Here is a 22828-nt window from a genome sequence, read left to right on the forward strand (position 1 = left end):
CGCTTTTGCGAAAAAGCGGGGTTTTTGTTTTTGGTGGCACCATGCCGTTGCTCATATTGCAACGGGGCAGCCGTTGGGGTCATCGCTTGCTTTGCCAGCAGGATTTGCTTTCTATCCAGCCATTCCCACCGAGATCCAGGGCGTTCCCTTCGTCTGGCTGGCCACGCCGATGCGCTCAGGCGGCCAATCCAGCGCGCTGGCCAGGGCCTCCTGCGCCAGCGCGGGTGTGTTGTTGTGGGCGCTCAGGTGGGCGGCCACCACGTGGCCTAGCGACGGGTGTTTCAGCGCTACCAAAAGCTCAGCGGTCGCTGTATTGGCGATGTGACCATAGGGGCCTGCAATGCGGCGTTGCAGGAACAGAGGGTAGCGCGATGCCGCCAGCATGGCAGGGTCATGATTGGCCTCCACCAGCAGGGTGTGACAGCCCGCCAGTTGCGTTTTGACATGCTCGCTGGCGTGTCCCAGGTCGGTCAGAATGCCCAGGTGCACTGCGCCATCGGTGCCTCTCAGTTGCAGCGGCTCGCGGGCATCGTGCGGTACGGTGAAGGGAGTGGCTTGCCAGCAGCCCAGGTCGATGGGCTCCAGGTCGTGAGCAATGCGCAGCAGCCCGTTGAAGTCGGGGGAGCCCAGGGCGGCATGTGTGCCGTGGCTCATCCAGATGGGGATGCGATGCTTCAGTGCGATAGACCGCGCGCAGCCAATGTGATCTGAGTGCTCGTGGGTGATGAAGATGGCCGCAATGTCGCTCCAGGCCAGGCCCGCCTGGTCCAGCCGGGCTGCGAGCTGCCGCACGCCCAGGCCGCAATCCACCAGCAGGCGGCGTGTGTGCAGCCCGTCGCTGCCTTCAATCAAGGTCGCGTTACCGGCGCTGCCGCTGCCCAGGTTTTTCAGTCGCAGCATGGGAGACGTTTTGGTGTGTGCATAAAAAAAGCCCCGCAGCCCTGTGGGGAGCTGGCGGGGCACGTCAGGCGCAGGGCCTGAGTAGGCAGAGGGTTACTTCAACTCGTCGGCAATCACGCGAACAATGCGCTCTGCGTTGGCGGACGACTCGGGAGCGCCAGCTTCGTTGAGCACGGACACGGTGGAGGCGTTGCCCTCGCTGCGCACGGCAATGCGGTACTTCAGCGGTGGAACGGCAGCAGACGAGCCGCCAAAGAGTTTGCCAAAGAAGCCGGGCTCTTTCTTGTCGGCGTTGGGCGCCACGTAGCGCACGAAGTACAGGCCGTCGTTGCGGTTGCGGTCTTCCACCGTGAAGCCGGTGCGGTCCAGCGCGAGCCCTACACGGCGCCAGGCGCGGTCAAAGTTCTCAGCCAGTTGCACCACTGGCGCGTTGTTCACCGTGGCAATGCGGGCTGCCGGGGTTTGCTGCGTAGGCGCGGTGGCGGCAATCGCCTTGGATTGTTCCTGGCTCACGCCCAGCTTGACCATCAGGCGGCGCAGAAATTCAGTTTCCAGCTCGGGGTCTGCCGCGCGGGGCTGCCAGACGGTCTGGTCCTTCTGGGTGTTGGTATACACCTCGATCATGCCGCGGTGGCTGATGAAGATGTCGGTGCCACCGTTGGCGTTGCGCTCCAGGCGGGTGCGGAACTTGTCGCGTTCGCCAGTGGAGTACAAAGAATCGAACACCTTGCCCAGGGCCGCGCGGACGACATCCTGCGGCAGCTTGGCACGGTTTTCGGCCCAGTCGGTTTCCAGGATGCCCAGGTTGGCCTGGTCCTGGGTGAAGATGAAACCGCTCTCCAGCCAGAACTCGCGCACGGGCTCCCACAGCTTGTCTGCGGGGCGGTTGACCACGAGCCAGCGCTGGTTGCCATCGCGCTCGATGCGCACGTCACCGATGGAGGTTGCGGCGGCCTGGCTGGCGGCAGTAGGTTGCGCCGCTTGCTGGCCTGCCTGCAGAGCGGCTGCAGACACGGTGCCTCCAGGCACGGCGTAGCGCGAATCCTTGGCGAGCTGGGTCAGGTCGGGGGGCACTTCCAGGGTCGAGCCCTTGGTGGCGCTTTTGTAGTCGATCTTGTCGCCTTCAAGGGTCGAGCAGGCTGACAGGGCAGCAACAAGGGCCAGCAGGCCCAGGCGGGTATTTGCGTTCACTCGGAAATCCTTGGAATGTCGGGGAGGTTTCGCGGTTCAGAGCAGGCCGCTGCTGCGCAGCGCGCCTTCGACCACGGCTTCGTTGCTCTTGGACAGTGGAGTCATGGGCAGGCGCAAGGTTCCGCCGCACAGGCCCATGCGGGCCACCGCCCACTTCACGGGAATGGGGTTGGCTTCCACAAACAGGTTCTTGTGCACGGGCATCAGCTGGAACTGGATTTCCATGGCGCGCTTCACGTCACCTGCAATGGCCGCCACGCACAGTTCGTGCATCAGCCGGGGGGCCACGTTGGCTGTGACGCTCACGTTGCCATGGCCGCCGCACAGCATGAGGGCGACGGCGGTGGGGTCGTCACCCGAGTAGATGCCGAAGCCCTTGGGGGCTTCGCGGATGAGCCACTGGGCCCGTTCGATGTTGCCGGTGGCTTCCTTGATACCGATGATGCTGGGCACCTGGGCCAGGCGCAGCACGGTATCGTGCTGCATATCGGCTACTGAGCGGCCGGGCACGTTGTAGAGGATGGTGGGCAGGTCACCCACGGCCTCGGCAATCGCCTTGAAATGCTGGTATTGGCCTTCTTGCGTGGGCTTGTTGTAGTAGGGCACCACCTGAAGTTGGGTGTCAGCCCCTACCTTCTTGGCGAACTTGGCCAGTTCGATGGCTTCGGAGGTGGAGTTGGCACCGCAGCCGGCCATGATGGGCACGCGCTTGGCGGCTTGCTCCACGGCCACGCGAATGATTTCGCAGTGCTCTTCCACATTCACCGTGGGCGATTCGCCCGTGGTGCCAACGACGCCGATGCAATCGGTGCCTTCAGCGATGTGCCAGTCGATCAGTTTGCGCAAGGCGGGGTAGTCAACGCTACCGTCCTCATGCATGGGGGTCACAAGGGCGACGATGCTGCCGGTGAGGGGCACGGAAGAAGAGGTCATGTCCGCAGATGGAAACGGTAAAAGGGCATTCTAACTAGACAAGGGCTGCAGTCTGTGGCGCGCAGGTGCCTCGGGGTGAGGTGTTTCCCGCACGGCGGCAATGCGCTGCACAAACCGCGCCGGGTTTTCGAGGTATCCGTCTTCGTAGGCCACGGTGCGCAGGGCGCCAAAAGCCTGCAGTAGCTCGCCGGGGCGTAGCAGAAAATCGGCCCGGCTGGGTCTGCCCACGGTTTCATGCCCCTGGGCGAAGGTTTCGTAGATCAGAACGCCGCCGGGCGCCAGGCTGGCCAGCACGGCGGGCAGCAAGGGGCGCCACAGGTAGTTGGTCACCACCACGGCCCCGAACTGCCGGCCGGGCAAAGGCCAGGGCCCGTTTTCAATGTCAGCGCAGATCAGCTCGCCCAGTCCGGTGCAGGCGGCAATGGCCTCAGGTGAGCGGTCCACGCCCGTCACTTGCAGGCCCTGGGCCTGTAGCCAGCGCATGTGGCGACCTGCGCCGCAGGCCAGGTCCAGCGCTGTGGCCTGGGGTGGAATCAGATGCGTCCATCGCTGGACCCAGGCCGAGGGAGCTTCCGTGCCGTGCATGGGGTTTTGCTATTGAATTGATAGCTGCTTGCGCTTATGCATCAAGCGCTAGAGGCCAGAAATGCTTGAAATCAAAAACACGACCACACCTTGTCGGCCACCATCACCATGAAGTCTGGCACCGTGTACATCGCAAACACGGCCAGGCAGGCGACGATGGCCGCAACCCAGCCCAGCCCGCGCAGCCACGGGCGGCGGGGTGGGGTGGTGGGGGGAGGTGAAGCCATGGCGGTAAAAACTGCGTTGTTCACGCCGCTTGCGGCTGTGCCCGCTGGATGGGCGCTTCCTTGATGGGCAGGTTCACCAGCCCCGCCAGCACACCCAGCCCAATGGCGATGTACCAGACGATGTCATAGCTGCCAGTGGCGTCGTACAGGTAGCCGCCCAGCCACACGCCCATGAAGCTGCCGAGCTGGTGGCTGAAGAACACAAAGCCGCCCAGCATCGAGAGGTGCTGCACCCCAAAAATCTGGGCAATGGTGGCGTTGGTGGGGGGCACCGTGGACAGCCACAAGATACCCATCACGGCCGAGAAGATGTAGACCGACAGGGGCGACAGCGGCACCAGCAAAAAGATGCTGATCGCCACGGCCCGCGCCAGGTAAATGAACGAGAGGATGAAGCGCCGCGGCATGCGCTGCCCCAGGGTGCCTGCGATGTAGGTGCCAAACACGTTGAACAGCCCGATCAGCGCCAGTGCGTAGCTGGCCACCTGGGGCGATAAGCCGTTGTCCTTGAGGTAGCTGGGCATGTGCACGCCAATGAACACCACCTGGAAGCCGCACACAAAGTAGCCCGCCATCAGCAAATTGAAGCTGGGGTAGCTGAAGGCCTCCCGCAGGGCGTGGCCAATGGTCTGGTCACGCTTCGGTGCGGCGGCCCCCTGAAAGCCCGGCTCACGCAAGCCAAACGCCAGCGGAATGATCAGCAGCACGGCCATCGACAGCGCCAGCAATGCCTGCTGCCAGCCCAGGCTGGCAATCAGCCAGCCTTCCACCGGCACCATCAGAAACTGCCCGAACGAGCCTGCCGCTGCGGCCACACCCATGGCCCACGAGCGCCTCTCGGGCGCAATCTGCCGGCCCAGTACGCCGTAGATCACGGCATAGGTGGTGCCTGCCTGCGCTGCCCCGATCAAGAGGCCGGTGGTGAGTGCAAACAAGAGCGGGGTGGGCGAAAGCGCCATGCCCGCCAGCCCCAGGCCGTACAAAACGGCACCGCCCATCAGCACGCGGAAGGCGCCAAACCGGTCGGCCGCCATGCCCGCAAAGATCCCGATCACGCCCCACGACAGGTTTTGCAGCGCAATCGCAAAAGCGAACGACTGGCGGGTCCACCCCATCTCTTGGGTGATGGGCTGCAGCCACAGGCCAAAGCCGTGGCGCACGCCCATGGACAGCGTGACGATGGCAGCCCCGCAGGCCAGCACCTGGAACATGGATAGTTTCGGAGGATTCATATGCATTCACAGGAATGTAGCCAGATTGCGCGAATTGTGCTGGCACACCAGTGGCCAATACAGTGCGAGAGACAGTGTGTGCGACTGGTTTTTTATCCAGCTTTTGCGGCACTGCCCCACTACAATCCGCGCCATGGCAGCCAAACCTACCCCAGTTTCCGCAAGCGAATATTCCGAAGGCTCGATCCGTGTGCTCAAGGGCCTGGAGCCCGTCAAGCAGCGCCCGGGTATGTACACCCGCACCGACAACCCCCTGCACATCATTCAGGAAGTGCTGGACAACGCCGCCGACGAGGCGCTGGCCGGCTATGGCAAGAAGATCAAGGTCACGCTGCACACCGATGGCTCGGTCAGCATTGAAGACGATGGCCGGGGCATCCCCTTTGGCATGCACCCCGAAGAGAAGGCCCCGGTGATTGAACTGGTCTTCACCCGCTTGCACGCGGGTGGCAAGTTCGACAAGGGCAAGGGCGGGGCTTACAGCTTCTCGGGCGGCCTGCACGGCGTGGGCGTGAGCGTGACCAACGCGCTGGCTACGCGGCTGGAGGCTTGCAGCCACCGCGAAGGGCAGGTGGCACGCCTGGTGTTCTCGGGCGGGGAGGTGGTCGAGCCGCTGGTGGCCCGCCCGCTGGAGGCCGGTGAGCGCAAGCAGGGCACCACCGTGCGTGTGTGGCCTGATGCCAAGTACTTTGAATCGAGCGCGTTGCCGATGGGCGAACTCACCCACCTGCTGCGCAGCAAGGCGGTGCTGATGCCCGGCGTGTCTGTGTCGCTCATCAATGAGAAGACGCGTGACACGCAGACCTGGCAATACAAGGGCGGCCTGCGCGATTACCTGACGCAGACGCTGACTGCCGACCCGGTCATCCCCCTGTTTGAAGGCGAAGGCTTTGCCGACAGCGGCAACGAGAGCTTTGCCGAGGGCGAAGGTGCCGCCTGGGCCGTGGCCTTCACCGAAGAAGGCGCACCGGTGCGCGAGAGCTACGTCAACCTCATTCCCACCAGCGCGGGTGGCACGCACGACAGCGGCCTGCGTGATGGCCTGTTCAACGCCGTCAAAAGCTTTATTGAGCTGCACAGCCTGGCCCCCAAGGGCGTCAAGCTGCTGCCCGAAGACGTGTTTGCGCGCGCCAGCTATGTGCTGAGCGCCAAGGTGCTGGACCCGCAGTTCCAGGGCCAGATCAAGGAGCGGCTGAACTCGCGCGACGCGGTGCGCCTGGTCAGCGGCTTTGTGCGCCCGGCGCTGGAGCTGTGGCTGAACCAGCATGTCGAATACGGCAAGAAGCTGGCCGAGCTGGCCATCAAGGCCGCGCAGACCCGCCAGAAGGCAGGCCAGAAAGTGGAAAAGCGCAAGGGCTCTGGCGTGGCCGTGCTGCCCGGCAAGCTGACGGACTGCGAAAGCCGCGACACCAGCCACAACGAGGTGTTTCTGGTGGAGGGCGACTCGGCTGGCGGCAGCGCCAAGATGGGCCGGGACAAGGAAAGCCAGGCCATCCTGCCGCTGCGCGGCAAGGTGCTCAACACCTGGGAGGTGGAGCGCGACCGCCTGTTTGCGAACAACGAAATCCACGACATCTCGGTCGCCATTGGTGTGGACCCGCATGGGCCCAATGACACCCCCGATTTGAGCGGCCTGCGCTACGGCAAGATTTGCATCTTGAGCGATGCGGACGTGGACGGCTCGCACATCCAGGTGCTGCTGCTCACGCTGTTCTTCCGCCACTTCCCCAAGCTCATCGAGGCGGGGCACATCTACGTGGCCCGGCCCCCGCTGTTCCGTGTGGACGTGCCCGCACGCGGCAAAAAGCCTGCGGCCAAGATGTATGCGCTGGACGATGGTGAACTCAATGCCATCCTCGACAAATGCGCCAAGGAAGGCGTGCCGCGCGAGAAGTGCCAGATCAGCCGCTTCAAGGGCCTGGGCGAGATGAATGCCGAGCAGCTGTGGGAAACCACGCTCAACCCCGACACCCGCCGCCTGCTGCCCGTGCAATTGGGTGGTGTGGACTTTGCAGCCACCGAGGGGCTCATCACCAAGCTCATGGGCAAGGGCGAAGCTGCTGCGCGCCGTGAGCTGATGGAACTGCATGGCGATGCGGTCGAGATCGATATCTGACGGGCTGAGCCGCAGTTGCCCTCGCTGTTTGCTATGACGTTATTAAGCAAAATTAGTCTCTTGCGCTCGTCCGTACTAGGTTTGTTGCTCTGCTTTTTGCAGCAGCAGGCCCACGCTGACCTGTGGGCGCATGTGGACGAGCGCGGGGTGACGCACTTTGCGGCCGAGCAGCTCGATGCCCGGTATCAGCTTTTTTTCCGAGGCGCCGAATTCGACTCGACCCGCGACATGCCTGCGAATGCACCCGCCACGCCCCATGGCATGCCCAGCGCGGGTGCGCGCCTGCTGGCGTTTTTTGACATTGCGCCGGGCTACAAAAGCATCAAGCACCACCTGCGGGCCGCGTCGGAGCAGCAGGCGGTGGACTACGAGTTGCTGCAGGCGCTGATCGCCACCGAGTCGGGCTTTGACGCGCAGGCCGTATCGCCCAAGGGCGCGGTGGGTCTGATGCAACTCATGCCCGCCACGGCCAGCCGCTTTGGTGTGCGGGCCGATGCCAAGCGCTCGCTGGAACAAAAGCTGGCTGACCCCGCGGTGAATGTGCCTGCGGGCACGCGCTACCTGCGTTATTTGCTGGACCTGTTCCCTGGTCGCATGGACCTGGCGCTGGCCGCCTACAACGCGGGCGAAGGCGCCGTGCAAAAAGCAGGCAACCAGATACCCGCTTTCAAAGAAACCCAAAACTACGTGCGCACGGTGATGGCGCTGTACACCCAGCTCAAGCCGCCCGCACCGGTGCTCAGCCACCGTGCAGCGCCAGGGCGGGTGCGCATGCAGCTGCAGGGTGGCGCCCACAACCGCGGCAACCTGCCGTCCGACACCGTGGTGGCGCACAGCCGCGCCAGCAACGAACCTCTACCGACGATTCCGAATGAATGAGCGCTAACGAATGAGCGACCAACCCACTTTAGATTTCACGACCGCTGGCGATGATGGCGGCGACTCGCTGGCCCTGGCGGGCTATGCCCAGCGTGCCTACCTGGAATACGCGTTGTCGGTCGTCAAAGGCCGTGCGCTGCCCGATGTGTGCGACGGCCTCAAGCCCGTGCAGCGGCGCATCTTGTATTCGATGGACCGCATGGGCCTGGGCTACAGCGGCCCTACGCGCAATACGGCGGCAAAGCCCGTCAAAAGCGCCCGCGTGGTGGGCGACGTGCTCGGCCGCTTCCACCCCCACGGCGACCAGTCGGCCTACGACGCACTGGTGCGCATGGCGCAGGATTTTGCGCAGCGCTACCCGCTGATCGACGGGCAGGGCAACTTTGGGAGCCGCGACGGCGACGGCGCTGCCGCCATGCGCTACACCGAGGCGCGCCTGTCGCGCATCACCAGCCTGCTGCTCGATGAAATCGACGAAGGCACCGTGGATTTCATGCCCAACTACGACGGCAGCACGGAGGAACCCCGCCAGTTGCCCGCGCGCCTGCCATTTGCGCTGCTCAACGGCGCCAGCGGCATCGCCGTGGGCCTGGCCACTGAAATCCCCAGCCACAACCTGCGCGAGATTGCCGATGCGTGCGTGGCGCTCATCAAGACGCCATCGCTGAGCCAGGAAGAGCTGCTGGCCATCGTGCCCGGCCCGGACTACCCCGGTGGTGGCCAGATCATCAGCAGCCCCGGCGACATTGCCGATGCCTACCGCACGGGGCGCGGCAGCCTCAAGGTGCGCGCGCGCTGGAAGATCGAAGACATGGCGCGCGGCCAGTGGCAACTGGTGGTGACCGAGCTGCCGCCCGGCGTCAGCACCCAGCGCGTGCTGGAAGAGATTGAAGAAATCACCAACCCCAAGGTCAAGGCCGGCAAGAAGGCGCTGACGCAGGAGCAGACGCAACTGAAGGCCAGCATGCTGGCGGTGCTGGACGTGGTGCGTGACGAATCGAGCAAAGACGCGCCTGTGCGCCTGGTGTTCGAGCCCAAAACAGGCAAGACCCCGCAGCAGGAACTGATCACCGCGCTGCTGGCCCACACCAGCCTGGAGACCTCGGCGCCCATCAACCTGACCATGGTGGGCCTGGACGGCAAGCCGGTGCAGAAGTCGCTGCGCGTGATGCTGGAAGAGTGGATCGCCTTCCGCCAGACCACCATCACCCGCCGCAGCCAGCACCGGCTGAACAAGGTGCTGGACCGCATCCACATCCTCGAAGGGCGGCAGCTGGTGCTGCTCAACATCGACGAGGTGATTGCCATCATCCGCCAGGCCGAAGACCCCAAGGCCGCGCTGATTGCACGCTTTAACCTCAGCGATCGGCAGGCCGAGGACATCCTCGAAATCCGCCTGCGCCAGCTGGCGCGGCTGGAAGCCATCAAGATCGAGCAGGAGCTGAAAGAACTGCGCGAAAGCCAGGGCAAGCTCGAAGACATCCTGAACAACCCAGGCTCGCTGCGCCGCACCATGGTCAAAGAGATCGAGGCCGACGCCAAGACCTTTGCCGACGCACGCCGCACCCTCATCCAGGCCGAGAAAAAGGCCGTGGCCGAAGTGAAGGTGGTGGACGAGCCCGTCACCGTGGTCGTCTCGCAAAAGGGCTGGGTGCGCGCCCGCACCGGCCATGGCCACGAGGCCGCCAGCTTTGCCTTCAAGGCGGGCGATGGGCTGTACGGCACGTTTGAATGCCGCACGGTCGATACCCTGCTGGCCTTTGGCAGCAACGGCCGCGTGTACTCGGTGGCCGTGTCGCTGCTGCCCGGCGCACGGGGCGACGGCCAGCCGGTGACCACGCTGATTGAGCTGGAAGCCGGCACGCAGCTGCTGCACTACTTTGCAGGCCCGGCCAACGCCACGCTGCTGCTGTCCAACTCGGGCGGCTACGGCTTTTTGGCGGCGGTCGAGAACATGGTGTCGCGCCAAAAGGGCGGCAAGGCCTTCATCTCGCTGGGCGAAGGCGAAACGGTGTGCGTGCCTTCGCACGCTGCGGGCACCACGGGCAGCAAGCCGCTGCTGCCGGCCACGCATGTGGCCTGCGCGTCGGTGGGTGGGCGCATCCTCACGTTCGAGATCACCGAGCTGAAAACCATGGCCAACGGCGGCCGGGGCCTGATGCTGATCGACCTGGAAGACAAGGACCAGCTTGCAGGCGCTGCGGCCTACACGCGCAGCATCCGCCTCGATGGCATTGGCCGTGGCGGCAAGGTGCGCGATGAAACGCTGGAGATCCGCAGCCTGAACAATGCCCGCGCCGCACGCGGGCGCAAGGGCAAGGCGGCGGACCTGGGCTTCAAACCCAACGCCGTCACCCGCGTGGAGTGATGCTGCTGCGCGCAGCCCCGCAAACAAAAAGCCAACCGTTGCCGGTTGGCTTTTTTGTGGAGCGACCGTATCAGGCCAGTTCGGCGATCAGCTCAATCTCCACGCAAGCGCCCATGGGGATCTGTGCCACGCCGAAGGCGCTGCGGGCGTGCACGCCCTTGTCGCCAAACACCTGGCCCAGCAGCTCGCTGGCGCCGTTGGTCACCAGGTGCTGCTCGGTGAAGTCGCCGGTGGAGTTCACCAGGCTCATCACCTTGACGATGCGCTTGACGCGGTTGAGGTCACCACCTGTGGCGGCGTGCAGCGTGCCCAGCAGGTCGATGGCCACGGCGCGTGCGGCCAGCTTGCCTTCTTCGGTGGTGATGTTCTTGCCGAACTGCGCGGCCCAGGGCTTGCCATCCTTGCGGGCGATGTGGCCGGAGAGGAACACCAGGTTGCCCGTTTGCACATATGGCACATAGGCGGCCGCAGGCACGGAAACGGGGGGCAGGGTGATGTTGAGTTCGCTCAGCTTGTCGTAAACGCTCATGGTTTTCCTTGGGTTGAAGTGCGAGGGAAAGCGCGGGCGCCGCGCCTCCAAAAAGCGTTGGCCGGGCCCGCACGGTGTTGCGGCGCCAAGTGTTACACAGCCGGTGCCGCATCGGCGGTGCCTGGGGCGCTGCAACGGCGCATTAGCATCAGCCCATGTTTGGCATAAGCCCCTCTAATAGCCACTCTCCTGCTTCCCTCCCAAGGGGCGGGGAGGGCGCTCGTCCAGCGCCTGGTGTGTATGGGGGCGATGGCGGTGGTCGCGGCCAGTGGCCATTGCCGGCCATGCTGCTAGGCGTACTGGCAGGCTCAGTGCTGCATTTGTGGCAGCCCGAGCTGTGGGCCCTGTGGGTGTACGGCGGTGCCTTGGGGGCAGTGGGCGTGGTGGGGGCCTGCGTGCTGTGCTACCCACCGCTGCGCAGGCGCTGGTTAGGCGGCGGGTCGTCCCGGTGGCGGTCAGGAGGGTGGATGGCCACGCTGGTCTGGGCGGCGTTTGCTGCCTTTGCCCTGTGTGGCTTGCGTGCGAGTGGGTTTGCCCGGCAGGGCCTGCCTCCTGCGATGGAGGGGCAGGATGTGCGCATCACTGCCGTGGTGGCTGCCATGCCCCAGCGCACCGAGGCCGGGGTGCGCCTGCGCTTGCAGGTCGAGTCTGCCGAGTGGGCGGCTGCCGCGCCCGATGCGAGCCGCGCCCGCGCCCCTGAGCGCCCGTGCACGGCGCCCCAGGTGCCGCCGCTGATTGATGTGTCCTGGTACGGCGGCGTGCTGCGTGACGCCCAGGGCCTGGTCGACTTGCAGCGCCAGCCGCCCGAACTGCGCGCAGGGGAGCGCTGGCGCATGACGGTGCGCCTGAAAGCGCCCCACGGGTTGCGCAACCCGCACGGCTTTGATTACGAACTGTGGCTGTGGGAGCAGGGCGTGCAGGCCACGGGCTATGTGCGCGCTGGCCCCAAAGATCAGCCCCCCGAGCGGCTGGGTACCACCTGGCAGCACCCGGTGGAGCAATGGCGCCAGTCGGTGCGCGACGCCATCTTTCAGCGCCTGACCAGCAGCCCGGCACCAGGCGAAGACGCTTCTGCCGCGCGCGTGGCCGGGGTGGTGGCCGCCTTGGTCACGGGTGACCAGCGGGCCATTGACCGGGCAGATTGGGACATCTTCCGCGCCACGGGCGTGGCGCACCTGATGAGCATTTCGGGCCTGCACATCACCTTGTTTGCCTGGCTGGCCGCTGCCCTGGTGCGGCTGCTGTGGCGGCGCTCGGCCCGGTTGTGCCTGGCGGTACCGGCGCCCACGGCGGCCCTGGTGTGTGGCGTGCTGCTGGCGGGCGGCTATGCCTTGTTCAGCGGCTGGGGGGTGCCCGCGCAGCGCACCGTGACCATGCTGGCCGTGGTGGCGGCCCTGCAGCTCAGCGGCCGCCGCTGGCCCTGGCCGCAAGTGTGGCTGCTGGCCTGCGCTGCCGTGGTGCTGACCGACCCCTGGGCGTTGTGGCAGGCCGGGTTCTGGCTGAGCTTTGTGGCCGTGGGGGTGTTGTTTGCTACTGATTCTGTAGCTGCTGGCGCTTATCCTAAAAGCGCTAGAGGCCATTTTTATGCATTATTGCGTGAGCAGTGGGTGGTGACGCTGGCGCTCACGCCGCTGAGCCTGCTGCTGTTTGGCCAGGTGTCGCTGGTGGGGTTTGCGGCCAACTTGCTGGCCATACCGTGGGTCACGCTGGTGGTCACGCCCCTGGCGCTGGCCGGGGTGGTGTGGGCGCCGTTGTGGTCGCTGGCGGCGTGGGCCTTGCAGCCCCTGGCGGCTGGGCTGCAGTGGCTGGCCGGTTGGCCCTGGGCGGTGGTGTTTTTGCCCGCAGCACCGTTGTGGGCCGGGGTGCTGGCCTTGTTGGGTGGCTGCCTGCTGGCCATGCGTCTGCCATGGCAGCTGCGCTTGTGGTCTGTGCCGCTGCTGGTGCCCTTGCTGTGCTGGCAGGCGCCTAGGCCTGCGCCGGGCCAGGTTGAGCTGCTGGCGCCCGACATTGGCCAGGGCAATGCCGTGCTGGTGCGCACGGCCACGCGCACCTTGCTGTACGACGCAGGCCCGCGCTTTAGCCGCGAAAGTGATGCGGGCCACCGCGTGCTGGTGCCCCTGCTGCGGGCGCTGGGCGAACGGGTGGATGTCCTCATGCTCAGCCACCGCGATGTCGACCACACCGGGGGTGCGGCCGCCGTGCTGGCACAGCAGCCAGGGGCGGCGTTGACAGGGTCGATCGAAGCCGAGCATGCGCTGCAGGGCTTGCGCCCGGCCACACCGTGCCTGGCGGGGCAGCGCTGGGTGTGGGACGGCGTGGTTTTTGAGGTGCTCCACCCCACGGGCGCCGAGCCCGACAAGCCGGCCCGCCCCAACACGGCAAGCTGCGTGTTGCGCGTGGCCAGCGCGGAAGGCGGCCCGCACGCGCAGGCCGTGGCACTGCTGGTGGGGGACATCGAAGCCGCGCAGGAGCAAACCCTGCTGGCCCGCTCCGCTCCGGTCAAAGCCGACGTGCTGCTGGTTCCGCACCACGGCAGCAAGACCTCGTCCAGCCCCGCGTTTCTGGACGCGGTACAGCCGCGCACCGCCTTGGTGCAGGCGGGCTACCGCAACCGCTTTGGCCATCCTGCACCCGAGGTGTTGCAGCGCTACGCCCAGCGCCAGGTGCCCGTGGTGGAGTCGGCCCGCTGCGGCGCGGCGACCTGGTCTTCCGCCCGTCCGGATGTGGTGGAGTGTGAACGCGACAAGGGGCGCCGCTACTGGCAGCACACGGTGCCTTGAGAGCGACGCAAAGTGCGCAGCTTCGATCCTGATCAGGGTTTGTGCTGCTTTTGCGCAGCCCAGCCCAAAGGCGGGCGCGCAACTTGCTATCCTGACTGCAGGAGGCCCGTCCATGCAGAAATTTGACGAGATGTACGCCATGCTGCCCTTTGATGGCAGTGACGTGCGCGAACACTACAAGCGCTATGCGCACTGGCTGGCGCAGCAACCCCCTGGGGTGATGCAGGACCGCCGGGCCGAAGCCGAGATGATCTTCCGGCGTGTGGGCATCACCTTTGCCGTGTATGGCGCCAAGGACGAAAGCGGGGCGGGCAACGAGCGGCTCATCCCGTTTGACCTCATCCCCCGCATCATCCCCGCGCACGAGTGGAGCCGCATGCAGCAGGGGCTGGTGCAGCGCGTCACGGCGCTCAACCGCTTCATCCACGACGTTTATCACGGGCAAGACATCCTGCGCGCTGGCGTGGTGCCGGCCGACCTGATTCTGAACAACGCGCAGTACCGCCCCGAGATGGCGGGCGTGCAGGTGCCGCAGAACATCTACGCGCACATAGCGGGCATCGACATCGTTCGCGCGCCCGACGCGCAGGGCAAGGGCGAGTACTACGTGCTGGAAGACAACCTGCGCGTGCCCAGCGGCGTGAGCTACATGCTGGAAAACCGCAAGATGATGATGCGGCTCTTCCCCGAGCTGTTCAGCCTGCACAAAGTGGCGCCCGTGGCCCACTACCCCGATTTGTTGCTGGACACCCTGCGCGCCAGCGCCCCCGCCACGGCAGACGACCCCACGGTGGTGGTGCTCACGCCCGGCATGCACAACAGCGCGTACTTCGAGCACGCCTTCCTCGCCCAGCAGATGGGCGTGGAGCTGGTGGAAGGGCAGGACCTGGTGGTGCGCGACAAGTTCGTCTACATGCGCACCACGCGCGGCCTGCAGCGGGTGGATGTGATTTACCGCCGCGTGGACGATGACTTCCTCGACCCGCAGGTGTTCCGCCCCAACTCCACGCTGGGCTGCCACGGCCTGATGGAGGCTTACCGTGCAGGCAACGTGGCCATCTGCAACGCCGTGGGCACGGGCGTGGCCGACGACAAATCGGTCTACCCCTACGTGCCCGAGATGATCCGCTTCTACCTGGGCCAGGAACCCATCCTGAAGAACGTGCCCACCTGGATGTGCCGCAAGCAAGACGATCTGCAGTACGTGCTGGCAAACCTCAAAGACCTGGTGGTCAAGGAGGTGCACGGTGCGGGTGGCTACGGCATGCTCATCGGCCCTGCCGCCACGCAGGCCGAGATCGAAGACTTCCGCCGCGCGCTGCTGGCCAACCCGGCGGGCTACATCGCCCAGCCCACGCTCAGCCTGTCGAGCTGCCCCACCTATGTGGAAAGTGGCATTGCCCCGCGCCACATCGACCTGCGCCCCTTTGTGCTGAGCGGCCGCGAAGTGCAGATGGTGGCCGGCGGCCTGACCCGCGTGGCCTTGCAAGAGGGCTCGCTGGTCGTCAATTCATCGCAAGGCGGCGGCACCAAAGACACCTGGGTGCTGGGAAATGGAGGGACTGAATGATGCTGAGCCGCTGCTGTATTACCGACTTATCTCGCGTCATCAAGGAGGCCGCATGCTGAGCCGCACCGCCGATCATTTGTTCTGGATGTCCCGCTACACCGAGCGGGCAGAGAACACCGCCCGCATGCTGAGCGTGAGCTACGAAACCTCGCTGCTGCCCCAGGCGGCAGAAGCTGCGCGCGAAGGCTGGGAGGGGCTGCTCTCCATCAGCGAACTGATTCCCGCCTTCATGGCCAAATACGGCGAGATCACGCCCGCCAATGTGCTGGATTTCATGGTGCGCGATGGGTACAACCCTTCGTCCATCGTGTCGTGCCTGCGCGCTGCGCGCGAGAACGCACGCGCTGTGCGCGGAGCCTTGACGACCGAGGTGTGGGAAACTATCAACCAGACTTGGCTGGAGCTGCACCGGCAACTGCAGGGCAACGCCTTTGAGCGCGACCCCGGCCAGTTTCTGGAATGGGTGAAGTACCGCTCGCACCTCTCGCGCGGGGTGACGGCGGGCACCATGCTGCAAGACGAAGCCTTTCACTTCTTGCGCATGGGCACGTTTCTGGAGCGGGCCGACAACACAGCGCGCTTGCTGGATGTGAAGTTCCACGCTGTGCAAAACGACTTCTTTGGCCGCGCCAGTGAGCGCAACCAGGAAAACGACTTCTACCACTGGAGCGCCATCTTGCGCAGCGTTTCGGCGTTCGAGGTGTACCGCAAGGTCTACCGCGACGTGATCACACCAGGGCGTGTGGCCGACCTGCTCATCCTGCGGCGCGATATGCCCCGTTCACTGCATGCCAGCCTGCATGAAGTGGTGGAAAACCTGAACCTGCTGGCCAACGACCACTCGGCCGAAACCCAGCGCCGCGCGGGCCGGCTGCTGGCCGATTTGCAATATGGCCGCATCGACGAAATCCTGTCACACGGACTGCATGCGTTCCTCACCCAGTTCCTGGACAAGGTGAACGATCTCGGGGCGGGTATCAGCCGTGACTTCCTGGTGGCAGTGAGCGACTGAAAGGCGCTCGGGCGGGCCTCTAACGGCTTGCCCGGTTCACTTCGCTCGGCTGCGCCTGCGAGGCTTGAGTGTTTTCAGGCGTTGCGCTTGCGTTCGCGCAGCATGAAGAGGTACAGGCTTTCGACTTTCTCGCGTGCCCACGGGGTTTTGCGCAAAAACTTGAGGCTGGAGCCCACGCTGGGGTCGATCTGGAAGCAACGGATGGGAATCTGCCGCCCCAGTTCGTCCCAGCCAAAGTAATCGGCCAGCCCCACCACCATGGCTTCGAGCGTGATACCGTGCAGCGGGTTGCGCGCCTGCTTGGCAGGCGCCGGATTGGCTGGGTCGGTGGGCGTGGGGGGGTGAGTGGCTATTGGCTCGGTGGTGTGTGCCCCATTGCTTTCTGTGGGGGGCTTGTGTTCGGTGGGTGGGGCAGAGTTCATGGGCCCAAGGATAAGCGCCCCGGCGGCCTGCCGGTTATGCCTCGTGCCGCTGCAGGTGGGGTTCGCGCTGGAACAGTTCGGTCGTCCAGTCCACAAAGGCGCGCACCTTGGCGCTCAAGTGCCGGTTGGGCGGGTACACCACGTAGATGGGGAGCAGGGGCTGCGTCCAGTCTGGTAGCAGTTGCACCAGGCTTCCGGCCTTCAAATGTTTTTGCGCTTGAAAGCTGGTGATCTGCGCCACACCCATGCCGTGCAGGGCTGCGGTGACATAGGCGTTGGCTTCGTTCACGCTCACCTGGTAAGGGCCGTTGATGTCGATGGACTCGGCCCCTTTGCGGAACTCCAGCGGGTAGTGGCGGCCGGACTGGGGCGAAAAATACAGCAGGCTGGTGTGCTTTTCTTCCAGCTCCAGCGGATGATGCGGCGTGCCCTTGCTTGCCAGGTAGTCGGGCGATGCCACGGTGATGTATTCCAGATTGCCAATGCGCCGCGCCACCAGCGACTGGTCGCTCAGCTCGCCCCCGCGGATCACGCAGTCCACGTTGTCGCCAATCAGGTCCACGGTGCGGTCGCTCACGCCCAGGTCGAGCTGGATGTCGGGAAAGCGCGTCTGGAAATCCGCCAGGTGAGGAATGATGAGCAACTGCGCCACCGAGGTGCCCACGTCCACCCGCAGGCGGCCCATGGGGTTGGCGCGGGCGTTGGTCATGCTGGCTTCAATGTCATCCAGGTCAGACAGCAGCCGCACGGTGCGCTCGTAGTAGGCCGCGCCATCGGCGGTCACGGTCACGCGGCGGGTGGTGCGGTTGAGCAGCTTCACGCGCAGGCGCTCCTCCAGCGCTTGCACGTGCTTGGTGACAGTGGCCTTGGGCAGCGACAACGAATCGGCGGCGCGCGTGAATGTGCCGGCTTCAACGACACGGGTGAATATGCGCATGGCCTGTATTTGGTCCATCGCCCCTCCTGGAATCCTGACAACGGGTGGATCAGCGCCCACAGAACCAAGTTCTGTGGGCGCTGAAGAATTCTCACACGCAACCAGCACCTTGATTGTTGTGAGATTGGAAACACTGCAGTGGTGTTTGCCGGGTTTATCGGCTTGCGCGCAGCCGGTACATTTCCCAACATCGCAAACCTACCCGCCTTCCCTTCACAGGCCATCGCCATGCCGCCCGACGCACCTCGTCCCGCCCCGCAGCCCCACCCAGCAGCAGCCCATGCCAAGGCTCAGCCTGCTGCTGCGCGCTGTGCAGACAGCGCCATCGATCTGGCAAGCGGTGAACCCGTGGCAGTGCGCATGTATGGCCGTAAGAAGGCGGGTCATGCGTCGCCCCTGGTGGTGCATTTTCACGGCGGTGCTTTCGTTTCGGGTGATCTGGACAACGGCCACACCGTGGCCCATTTGCTGGAAGGTGCGGGCGCTGTGGTGGTGTCGGTGGCTTATCCGCTCACGCCCTTTCCGCAGCCGGTGGACACTGGCTATGGTGTGCTGCAGTGGGTGCACCGCCATCGCACCAAGCTGGGCGGGCAAGGGGCCTTGGTGTATCTGGCAGGGGAAGAGGCCGGAGGCAACCTGGCGGCGGCCGTGGCGCTGATGGCGCGCGACCAGGCCCACCCACCACTGGCCGGGCAAATTTTGTTGTCTCCCATGCTCGACCCTTGCGTAGGGTCTGCTTCGCAGCGGCGCATCCGTGGAGACGCCGTAGACTGCAAATGGGTTCAGGGCTGGCGCAATTTCCTGCGCTGCCCGCGCGATGCAGAGCACCCTTATGCCGTGCCTGCCTCGGCCCATCGCCTTTCCGGCTTGCCGCCCACGCTGGTGCTGGTGGGCGACACCGATCCCATGCGTGACGAAGCCCTGGCCTATGCGGCGCGCCTGCACGCCGCAGGCCTCCAAGTCACGCAGCATGTGTTTGCCAAAGCCGAGAAGTGGCCCGAGCCGCTGCTGGAAACCGGCCCACACGAATGCCCCTGTGCCGGGGCGGTGCAGGAAGAGTTCCGGCGGTTCTTCGAAGCCACCCGATGTCGGGAGTCTTCCTGACACTGCTGACCTGCTGATTCCCTGAGTCATCACCCCACACGCCTTTCTGGCCCTTTGCAGGCGCCGATGCGCGTGCTGTTGCCTCTTGCTTCCTGATGAGATTTTGAAGTCTGGCCCCAGTGCCGGAGGGCATTGCGTTGCCCGCGTTTTTCGCCAGGGGTGCGAATGCCGCTGTCCAGCGGCCTGCCGTGCTCTCTGGCCCCTTGCATGACTGAACGAACGATACGGAGGAAAACACCATGAACAACGCACTTCTCTTTTCGCCCCGCCGCCGCTGGTGGGCTACCGCAGGCGCCGCTGGCAGCGGCCGCGGCTGCCGGGGGCACGTCCCTGGGCCTGCAAGACTCGCACGCTGAATCGTCCGTAGCAGGCCCAGCCCCGCAGGGCGTACCCGTGTCGGTGGCCGCCGTGCTGCAAAAAGACATAGCGCTGTGGGACGAGTTTTCGGGCCGCCTGGAGGCCGTGCAGTGCGTAGAGGTGCGCCCCCGCGTTGCAGGTGCACTGCAGGCTGTGCACTTCAAGGAAAGCGCCCTCGTCAAGCAGGGTGACTTGCTGGTGACTGTGGACCCTGCCCCCTAAGCCGCTGAGGTGGACCGCGCCGAAGCCCAGGTGGCCGCCGCGCAGGCCCGGGTGTCGTACACCCAGGTGCGCGCGCCGGTGGCGGGCCGCGTGGGCCGCATCGAAGTCACGGTGGGCAACCTGGTGTCTGCCGGTGCGGGCGCGCCAGTGTTGACGTCGCTGGTTTCTGTCAGCCCCATCTATGCGAGCTTTGACACCGACGAGCAGATCGTGGTGAAGGCCCTGCAAGACCTGGGCAGCGGCGCCAAGGGGCAAAGTGCGCGCCAGTTGCTCGCGTGCATTCCCGTGCAGATGGGTACAGGCAACAGCGGCGGCAAGCCCCACACCGGCCATCTGCAACTGATTGACAACCAGGTGGACGCCAAGAGCGGCACCGTGCGCGTGCGTGCGGTGTTTGACAACGCCGACGGCGCACTCATCCCCGGCCAGCTTGCGCGTATTCGCATGGGCCAGGCACGCAACACCCAGGCTGTGCTCATCAATGAGCGTGCCGTGGGCACCGACCAGAGCAAGAAGTTTGTGATGGTGGTGGCCGAAGGCAACAAGGCCGAGTACCGCGAGGTCACGCTGGGCGCCCAGGTGTGGTGCTGGCCCCGCAAGCCGTGCCCATGGCGGCCAAGGCGGAGGTGCCCGGTGAGCGCAAGCAATCCCAAGGTGCCAGCAAGTCGCCCGCCGTCTGAGTGGCGTGAGGAACTAGGAATTTTTGTCTGAACCTGTCCCGTTTTTTCATTGACCGCCCCATCTTCGCCGGGGTGCTGTCGGTGCTCATCTTTCCGGCGGGCCTGATCGCATTGCGCGGTCTGCCCATCTCTGAGTACCCCGAGGTCGCGCCGCCGTCTGTGGTGGTTCGTGCACAGTACCCCGGTGCCAACCCCAAGGTGAATGCCGAGACCGTAGCCACCCCGCTGGAGGAATCCATCAACGGTGTGGAAGGCATGCGCTACAACGGCTACCTGGCCGCCGACGTGAACGGAGGCCCCGTGCCCGGCTTCTCGTCGGGCCAGGCCCAGGCGGCTATCGAGCGCATTGCGGCAGAGACGCTACCCCAGGGCATCACGTTTGAATGGACCGAGCTGACCTACCAGGAAATCCTGGCGAGTAACTCTGCGGTGCTGGTGTTCCCGCTGGCCATCTTGCTGGTGTTCCTGGTGCTGGCCGCATAGTACGAAAGCCTCACGCTGCCCATTGCCATCATCCTGATCGTGCCCATGGGCATTCTGGCGCCGATGACGGGTGTGTGGCTTACCAAGGGCGACAACAACGTGTTCACGCAGATCGGGCTCATCGTGCTGGTGGGGCTATCGGCCAAGAACGCAATCCTGATCGTGCAATTTGCGCGCGAGCTGGAGTTTGCGGGCCGCACGCCAGTGCAGGCGGCCATTGAGGCCAGCCGCCTGCGCCTGCGCCCCATCTTGAGGACCTCGCTGGCGTTCGTGATGGGTGTGCTGCCCCTGGTGCTGTCCACCGGTGCGGGCGCAGAAATGCGCAGCGCCATGGGTGTGGCCGTGTTCGCCGGGATGATTGGGGTGACGGCCTTTGGCCTGTTCCTCACGCCCGTGTTCTACGTGCTGCTGCGCAAGCTCGCAGGCAACCGCCCGCTGGTGGAGCACGGCGCGCATGTGGCGCCCATTTCGCACGCCCCGCATGCACCGCACGCTGCAGGCAGTGCCGCACACCCCGTGCTGGCTGCGCCACGCCACCCGCATGAAGGTGCCTGAACGCTTTTGAGCTACTTGCAATGGGCCCCGGCCCAGCGCCTTAAGCCGCCCACGGCCCCGCCAACGCAGGGCCGTGGGCCCGGCAGGAGATTCAACATGACAGACAACACAAACCCCCTGGGGGCCGTGCAGGCCCCGCCGCCCGCAGGCGCAGCCTGCTGGCCCCCCTGGCCGCTGCGCTGGTGCTGGCAGGCTGCATGACGCAGCCCGTGGTGCCCGCGCCGCATGCCGGTGTGCCGGTGCCCGACGCTTTCAGCGCAGGCAGCCAGCAAGCAGCCGTGCCGCCCGCCCCCTGGACGGTGGCCCCGCCTGCAGAGGCCCAGCCACGCGGCGAGTGGTGGCTCGGATTCCAGGACGCCACATTGGCCGACCTGGTGCAACGCGCGGGCAACGCCAACACCAGCATCCAGCAAGCCGCTGGCCGCCTGGCCGAAGCCCGCTCGCTGCTGCGCTCGGCCGACGCTGCGCGCTCGGTGCAGGTGGGCGCATCGGCGGGCGTAACGCGCCAGGCCGGTGCCGCCACCACCGGCAGCGCCACCCCTGCCACGCTGGGCACGGCCGGGCTCAATGTGTCTTATGAGCTGGACCTGTTTGGCAAACTTTCGCAAACCAGCGATGCCGCACGGCTGGACGCCGATGCCCGCGCCGCGCTGCTGCAAAGCACGCGCCTGATGGTGCAGGCCGATGTGGCGCAAACCTATCTGCAACTGCGTGCCGCGCAGACCGAGCTGCAGCTTGTGGGTGACAGCCTGGCTGCCTACCAAGACACCCTGCGCCTGACGCAGCGCCGCCTGCAGGCCGGTGACGTGGCCGAGCTGGACGTGGCCCGGATGCAGACCGAAGTGGCCGCCACCGAGTCCGAAGCCCTGGCCCTGCAGCGCCAGCAGGCGCTGCTGACCAACGCGCTGGCCGTGCTGGTGGGCGAGGTGCCCGGCAGCTTTGCCTTGCCCGCTGCTGCGGGTGATGCCGCCTTGCCCGTCATCCCCCCCGGCGTGCCCGGCACGGTGCTCGCCCGCAGGCCCGATGTGTCGGCCGCGCTGGCGGCCTTGATGGCCGCCCAGGCCCGCGTGGGTGTGGCGCAAACGGCCTGGTTCCCGGCCATCACGCTCACCGGCAATGCAGGCCACGCATCGCCCGAGCTGGGCGACCTCTTCAAGTGGTCGGCCCGCGCTTGGGGCGTGAGTGCCTTGCTCTCGCTGCCCCTGTGGGATGGCGGCCAGCGCGACGCCCAGGTGCAAGGTGCCAGCGCCCGCCTGGAGCAGGCCCTGGCCAGCCACCGCGAGCAGGTGCTCACCGCCTTCCGCGAGGTAGAAGACCAATTGGCATCGCTGCGCTGGCTTGCGGGCCAGGCCGAGGCGCAAGGCCGTGCCGTCACGGCCGCCCGCCGCGCCACGCAGCTGTCAGACACACGCTACCGCAATGGCCTGGTCAGCCAGCTGGAGTTGCTGGATGCCCGCCGCAGCGAACTGCGCAACCGCCGCCAGGCGCCGCAGGTGCGCACCGCCCAGTACACCGCCACGGTGGGGCTCATCCGTGCGCTGGGCGGCGACTGGGGCGATGCGGCCCCGCGCGTGGCCGCTGCACCCTGATCAGCGGGTGAAGGTGCAGGCGCTGCAAGGCGCAAGCCGTTGACGGAGCGCAAAGGGCAGGGGTGCAGTACCCCCACCTTTGCCTCGGGTTGTCATACAACCACGGCGGCCCGCTGGCGCTGCGCCTATAGTGTGGGGCGCGCTTGGGCCCCAACGC

Annotated in this window: 17 protein-coding genes and 3 pseudogenes; 11 read left to right on the plus strand and 9 right to left on the minus strand. The window is 65.8% G+C overall.

Features of this window, described 5'->3' with window-relative positions; translation table 11 throughout:
* Positions 1–111: 111 nt before the first annotated feature.
* The 6 genes from PQV96_RS04830 to PQV96_RS04855 form a co-directional block, all read right to left on the minus strand.
* A complete protein-coding gene (locus PQV96_RS04830; protein WP_207374331.1) occupies positions 112–900 on the minus strand; it encodes an MBL fold metallo-hydrolase in 789 nt (262 codons plus the stop codon).
* Positions 901–993: 93 nt separating this feature from the next.
* Positions 994–2091 carry an outer membrane protein assembly factor BamC gene (gene bamC, locus PQV96_RS04835; RefSeq protein WP_207374330.1) on the minus strand — a complete coding sequence of 366 codons (1098 nt, stop codon included), beginning with the start codon at positions 2089–2091 and terminating at the stop codon, positions 994–996.
* 36 nt (positions 2092–2127) lie between these two features.
* Positions 2128–3024: a 4-hydroxy-tetrahydrodipicolinate synthase gene (gene dapA, locus PQV96_RS04840; protein ID WP_207374329.1), complete on the minus strand. Its 897-nt coding sequence runs from the start codon at positions 3022–3024 to the stop codon at positions 2128–2130.
* Between the two features lie 30 nt (positions 3025–3054).
* Positions 3055–3609 (minus strand): class I SAM-dependent methyltransferase, encoded by a 555-nt coding sequence (locus tag PQV96_RS04845; RefSeq protein ID WP_207374328.1) that lies wholly within the window; start codon positions 3607–3609, stop codon positions 3055–3057.
* Between the two features lie 71 nt (positions 3610–3680).
* The gene (locus tag PQV96_RS04850) at positions 3681–3836 is read right to left on the minus strand and encodes a hypothetical protein (RefSeq protein ID WP_207374327.1); all 156 of its coding nucleotides are present in this window, start codon (positions 3834–3836) and stop codon (positions 3681–3683) included.
* 20 nt (positions 3837–3856) lie between these two features.
* Positions 3857–5074: an MFS transporter gene (locus PQV96_RS04855; protein WP_207374326.1), complete on the minus strand. Its 1218-nt coding sequence runs from the start codon at positions 5072–5074 to the stop codon at positions 3857–3859.
* Between the two features lie 127 nt (positions 5075–5201).
* Between PQV96_RS04855 and PQV96_RS04860 the strand changes: the two genes are divergently transcribed.
* The 3 genes from PQV96_RS04860 to parC are packed head-to-tail and all read left to right on the plus strand — an operon-like array spanning position 5202 to position 10431.
* Complete coding sequence (locus tag PQV96_RS04860) at positions 5202–7184, plus strand: DNA topoisomerase IV subunit B (RefSeq protein WP_273624751.1); 1983 nt, start codon at positions 5202–5204, stop codon at positions 7182–7184.
* A gap of 33 nt (positions 7185–7217) precedes the next feature.
* Complete coding sequence (locus tag PQV96_RS04865) at positions 7218–8063, plus strand: lytic transglycosylase domain-containing protein (RefSeq protein WP_273624752.1); 846 nt, start codon at positions 7218–7220, stop codon at positions 8061–8063.
* A gap of 10 nt (positions 8064–8073) precedes the next feature.
* Positions 8074–10431: a DNA topoisomerase IV subunit A gene (parC, locus tag PQV96_RS04870; RefSeq protein ID WP_273624753.1), complete on the plus strand. Its 2358-nt coding sequence runs from the start codon at positions 8074–8076 to the stop codon at positions 10429–10431.
* A 70-nt stretch (positions 10432–10501) separates the two neighbouring features.
* Here the strand turns inward: parC and PQV96_RS04875 are convergent, their stop codons facing one another.
* The gene (locus tag PQV96_RS04875) at positions 10502–10960 is read right to left on the minus strand and encodes a RidA family protein (protein WP_066784266.1); all 459 of its coding nucleotides are present in this window, start codon (positions 10958–10960) and stop codon (positions 10502–10504) included.
* 284 nt (positions 10961–11244) lie between these two features.
* Between PQV96_RS04875 and PQV96_RS04880 the strand changes: the two genes are divergently transcribed.
* The 3 genes from PQV96_RS04880 to PQV96_RS04890 all read left to right on the plus strand — a co-directional run bounded on the left by PQV96_RS04880 (position 11245) and on the right by PQV96_RS04890 (position 16322).
* Positions 11245–13740 (plus strand): DNA internalization-related competence protein ComEC/Rec2, encoded by a 2496-nt coding sequence (locus PQV96_RS04880; protein WP_273624754.1) that lies wholly within the window; start codon positions 11245–11247, stop codon positions 13738–13740.
* A gap of 112 nt (positions 13741–13852) precedes the next feature.
* Complete coding sequence (locus PQV96_RS04885) at positions 13853–15310, plus strand: circularly permuted type 2 ATP-grasp protein (protein ID WP_273624755.1); 1458 nt, start codon at positions 13853–13855, stop codon at positions 15308–15310.
* Positions 15311–15362: 52 nt separating this feature from the next.
* Positions 15363–16322 (plus strand): alpha-E domain-containing protein, encoded by a 960-nt coding sequence (locus tag PQV96_RS04890; RefSeq protein ID WP_207374320.1) that lies wholly within the window; start codon positions 15363–15365, stop codon positions 16320–16322.
* 74 nt (positions 16323–16396) lie between these two features.
* Here PQV96_RS04890 and PQV96_RS04895 read toward each other — a convergent pair whose 3' ends face one another.
* Together PQV96_RS04895 and PQV96_RS04900 are read right to left on the minus strand one after the other, a co-directional pair.
* The gene (locus tag PQV96_RS04895) at positions 16397–16744 is read right to left on the minus strand and encodes a VF530 family protein (protein ID WP_420482187.1); all 348 of its coding nucleotides are present in this window, start codon (positions 16742–16744) and stop codon (positions 16397–16399) included.
* A 34-nt stretch (positions 16745–16778) separates the two neighbouring features.
* Positions 16779–17699 carry a LysR family transcriptional regulator gene (locus PQV96_RS04900; protein WP_207374319.1) on the minus strand — a complete coding sequence of 307 codons (921 nt, stop codon included), beginning with the start codon at positions 17697–17699 and terminating at the stop codon, positions 16779–16781.
* A 210-nt stretch (positions 17700–17909) separates the two neighbouring features.
* Here PQV96_RS04900 and PQV96_RS04905 point away from each other — a divergent pair, with 210 nt between their 5' ends.
* The 5 genes and pseudogenes from PQV96_RS04905 to PQV96_RS04925 all read left to right on the plus strand — a co-directional run bounded on the left by PQV96_RS04905 (position 17910) and on the right by PQV96_RS04925 (position 22671).
* Positions 17910–18785: an alpha/beta hydrolase gene (locus tag PQV96_RS04905; RefSeq protein ID WP_207374318.1), complete on the plus strand. Its 876-nt coding sequence runs from the start codon at positions 17910–17912 to the stop codon at positions 18783–18785.
* A gap of 510 nt (positions 18786–19295) precedes the next feature.
* A pseudogene (locus PQV96_RS04910) lies at positions 19296–20075 on the plus strand (efflux RND transporter periplasmic adaptor subunit).
* 17 nt (positions 20076–20092) lie between these two features.
* Positions 20093–20287: pseudogene (locus PQV96_RS04915) on the plus strand (efflux RND transporter permease subunit); the annotation flags it as partial.
* Positions 20288–20296: 9 nt separating this feature from the next.
* Positions 20297–21082: pseudogene (locus PQV96_RS04920) on the plus strand (efflux RND transporter permease subunit); the annotation flags it as partial.
* Between the two features lie 197 nt (positions 21083–21279).
* Positions 21280–22671 carry an efflux transporter outer membrane subunit gene (locus PQV96_RS04925; protein ID WP_273624756.1) on the plus strand — a complete coding sequence of 464 codons (1392 nt, stop codon included), beginning with the start codon at positions 21280–21282 and terminating at the stop codon, positions 22669–22671.
* Positions 22672–22828 lie beyond the last annotated feature (157 nt).

It is taken from the genome of Acidovorax temperans, assembly GCF_028596105.1.
Classification (GTDB): Bacteria; Pseudomonadota; Gammaproteobacteria; order Burkholderiales; family Burkholderiaceae_C; genus Acidovorax; species Acidovorax temperans.

Bases quoted from the DNA above. Each gene is read 5' to 3' on its own strand.
- PQV96_RS04880 (WP_273624754.1), top strand. From the start codon at position 11,245: ATGCTGCTAGGCGTACTGGCAGGCTCAGTGCTGCATTTGTGGCAGCCC.
- PQV96_RS04885 (WP_273624755.1), top strand. From the start codon at position 13,853: ATGCAGAAATTTGACGAGATGTACGCCATGCTGCCCTTTGATGGCAGT.
- PQV96_RS04895 (WP_420482187.1), bottom strand. From the start codon at position 16,744: ATGAACTCTGCCCCACCCACCGAACACAAGCCCCCCACAGAAAGCAAT.
- PQV96_RS04865 (WP_273624752.1), top strand. From the start codon at position 7,218: ATGACGTTATTAAGCAAAATTAGTCTCTTGCGCTCGTCCGTACTAGGT.
- PQV96_RS04875 (WP_066784266.1), bottom strand. From the start codon at position 10,960: ATGAGCGTTTACGACAAGCTGAGCGAACTCAACATCACCCTGCCCCCC.
- parC (WP_273624753.1), top strand. From the start codon at position 8,074: ATGAGCGACCAACCCACTTTAGATTTCACGACCGCTGGCGATGATGGC.
- PQV96_RS04900 (WP_207374319.1), bottom strand. From the start codon at position 17,699: ATGGACCAAATACAGGCCATGCGCATATTCACCCGTGTCGTTGAAGCC.
- PQV96_RS04860 (WP_273624751.1), top strand. From the start codon at position 5,202: ATGGCAGCCAAACCTACCCCAGTTTCCGCAAGCGAATATTCCGAAGGC.
- PQV96_RS04845 (WP_207374328.1), bottom strand. From the start codon at position 3,609: ATGCACGGCACGGAAGCTCCCTCGGCCTGGGTCCAGCGATGGACGCAT.
- PQV96_RS04925 (WP_273624756.1), top strand. From the start codon at position 21,280: ATGACGCAGCCCGTGGTGCCCGCGCCGCATGCCGGTGTGCCGGTGCCC.
- PQV96_RS04890 (WP_207374320.1), top strand. From the start codon at position 15,363: ATGCTGAGCCGCACCGCCGATCATTTGTTCTGGATGTCCCGCTACACC.
- dapA (WP_207374329.1), bottom strand. From the start codon at position 3,024: ATGACCTCTTCTTCCGTGCCCCTCACCGGCAGCATCGTCGCCCTTGTG.
- PQV96_RS04830 (WP_207374331.1), bottom strand. From the start codon at position 900: ATGCTGCGACTGAAAAACCTGGGCAGCGGCAGCGCCGGTAACGCGACC.
- PQV96_RS04855 (WP_207374326.1), bottom strand. From the start codon at position 5,074: ATGCATATGAATCCTCCGAAACTATCCATGTTCCAGGTGCTGGCCTGC.
- PQV96_RS04905 (WP_207374318.1), top strand. From the start codon at position 17,910: ATGCCGCCCGACGCACCTCGTCCCGCCCCGCAGCCCCACCCAGCAGCA.
- PQV96_RS04850 (WP_207374327.1), bottom strand. From the start codon at position 3,836: ATGGCTTCACCTCCCCCCACCACCCCACCCCGCCGCCCGTGGCTGCGC.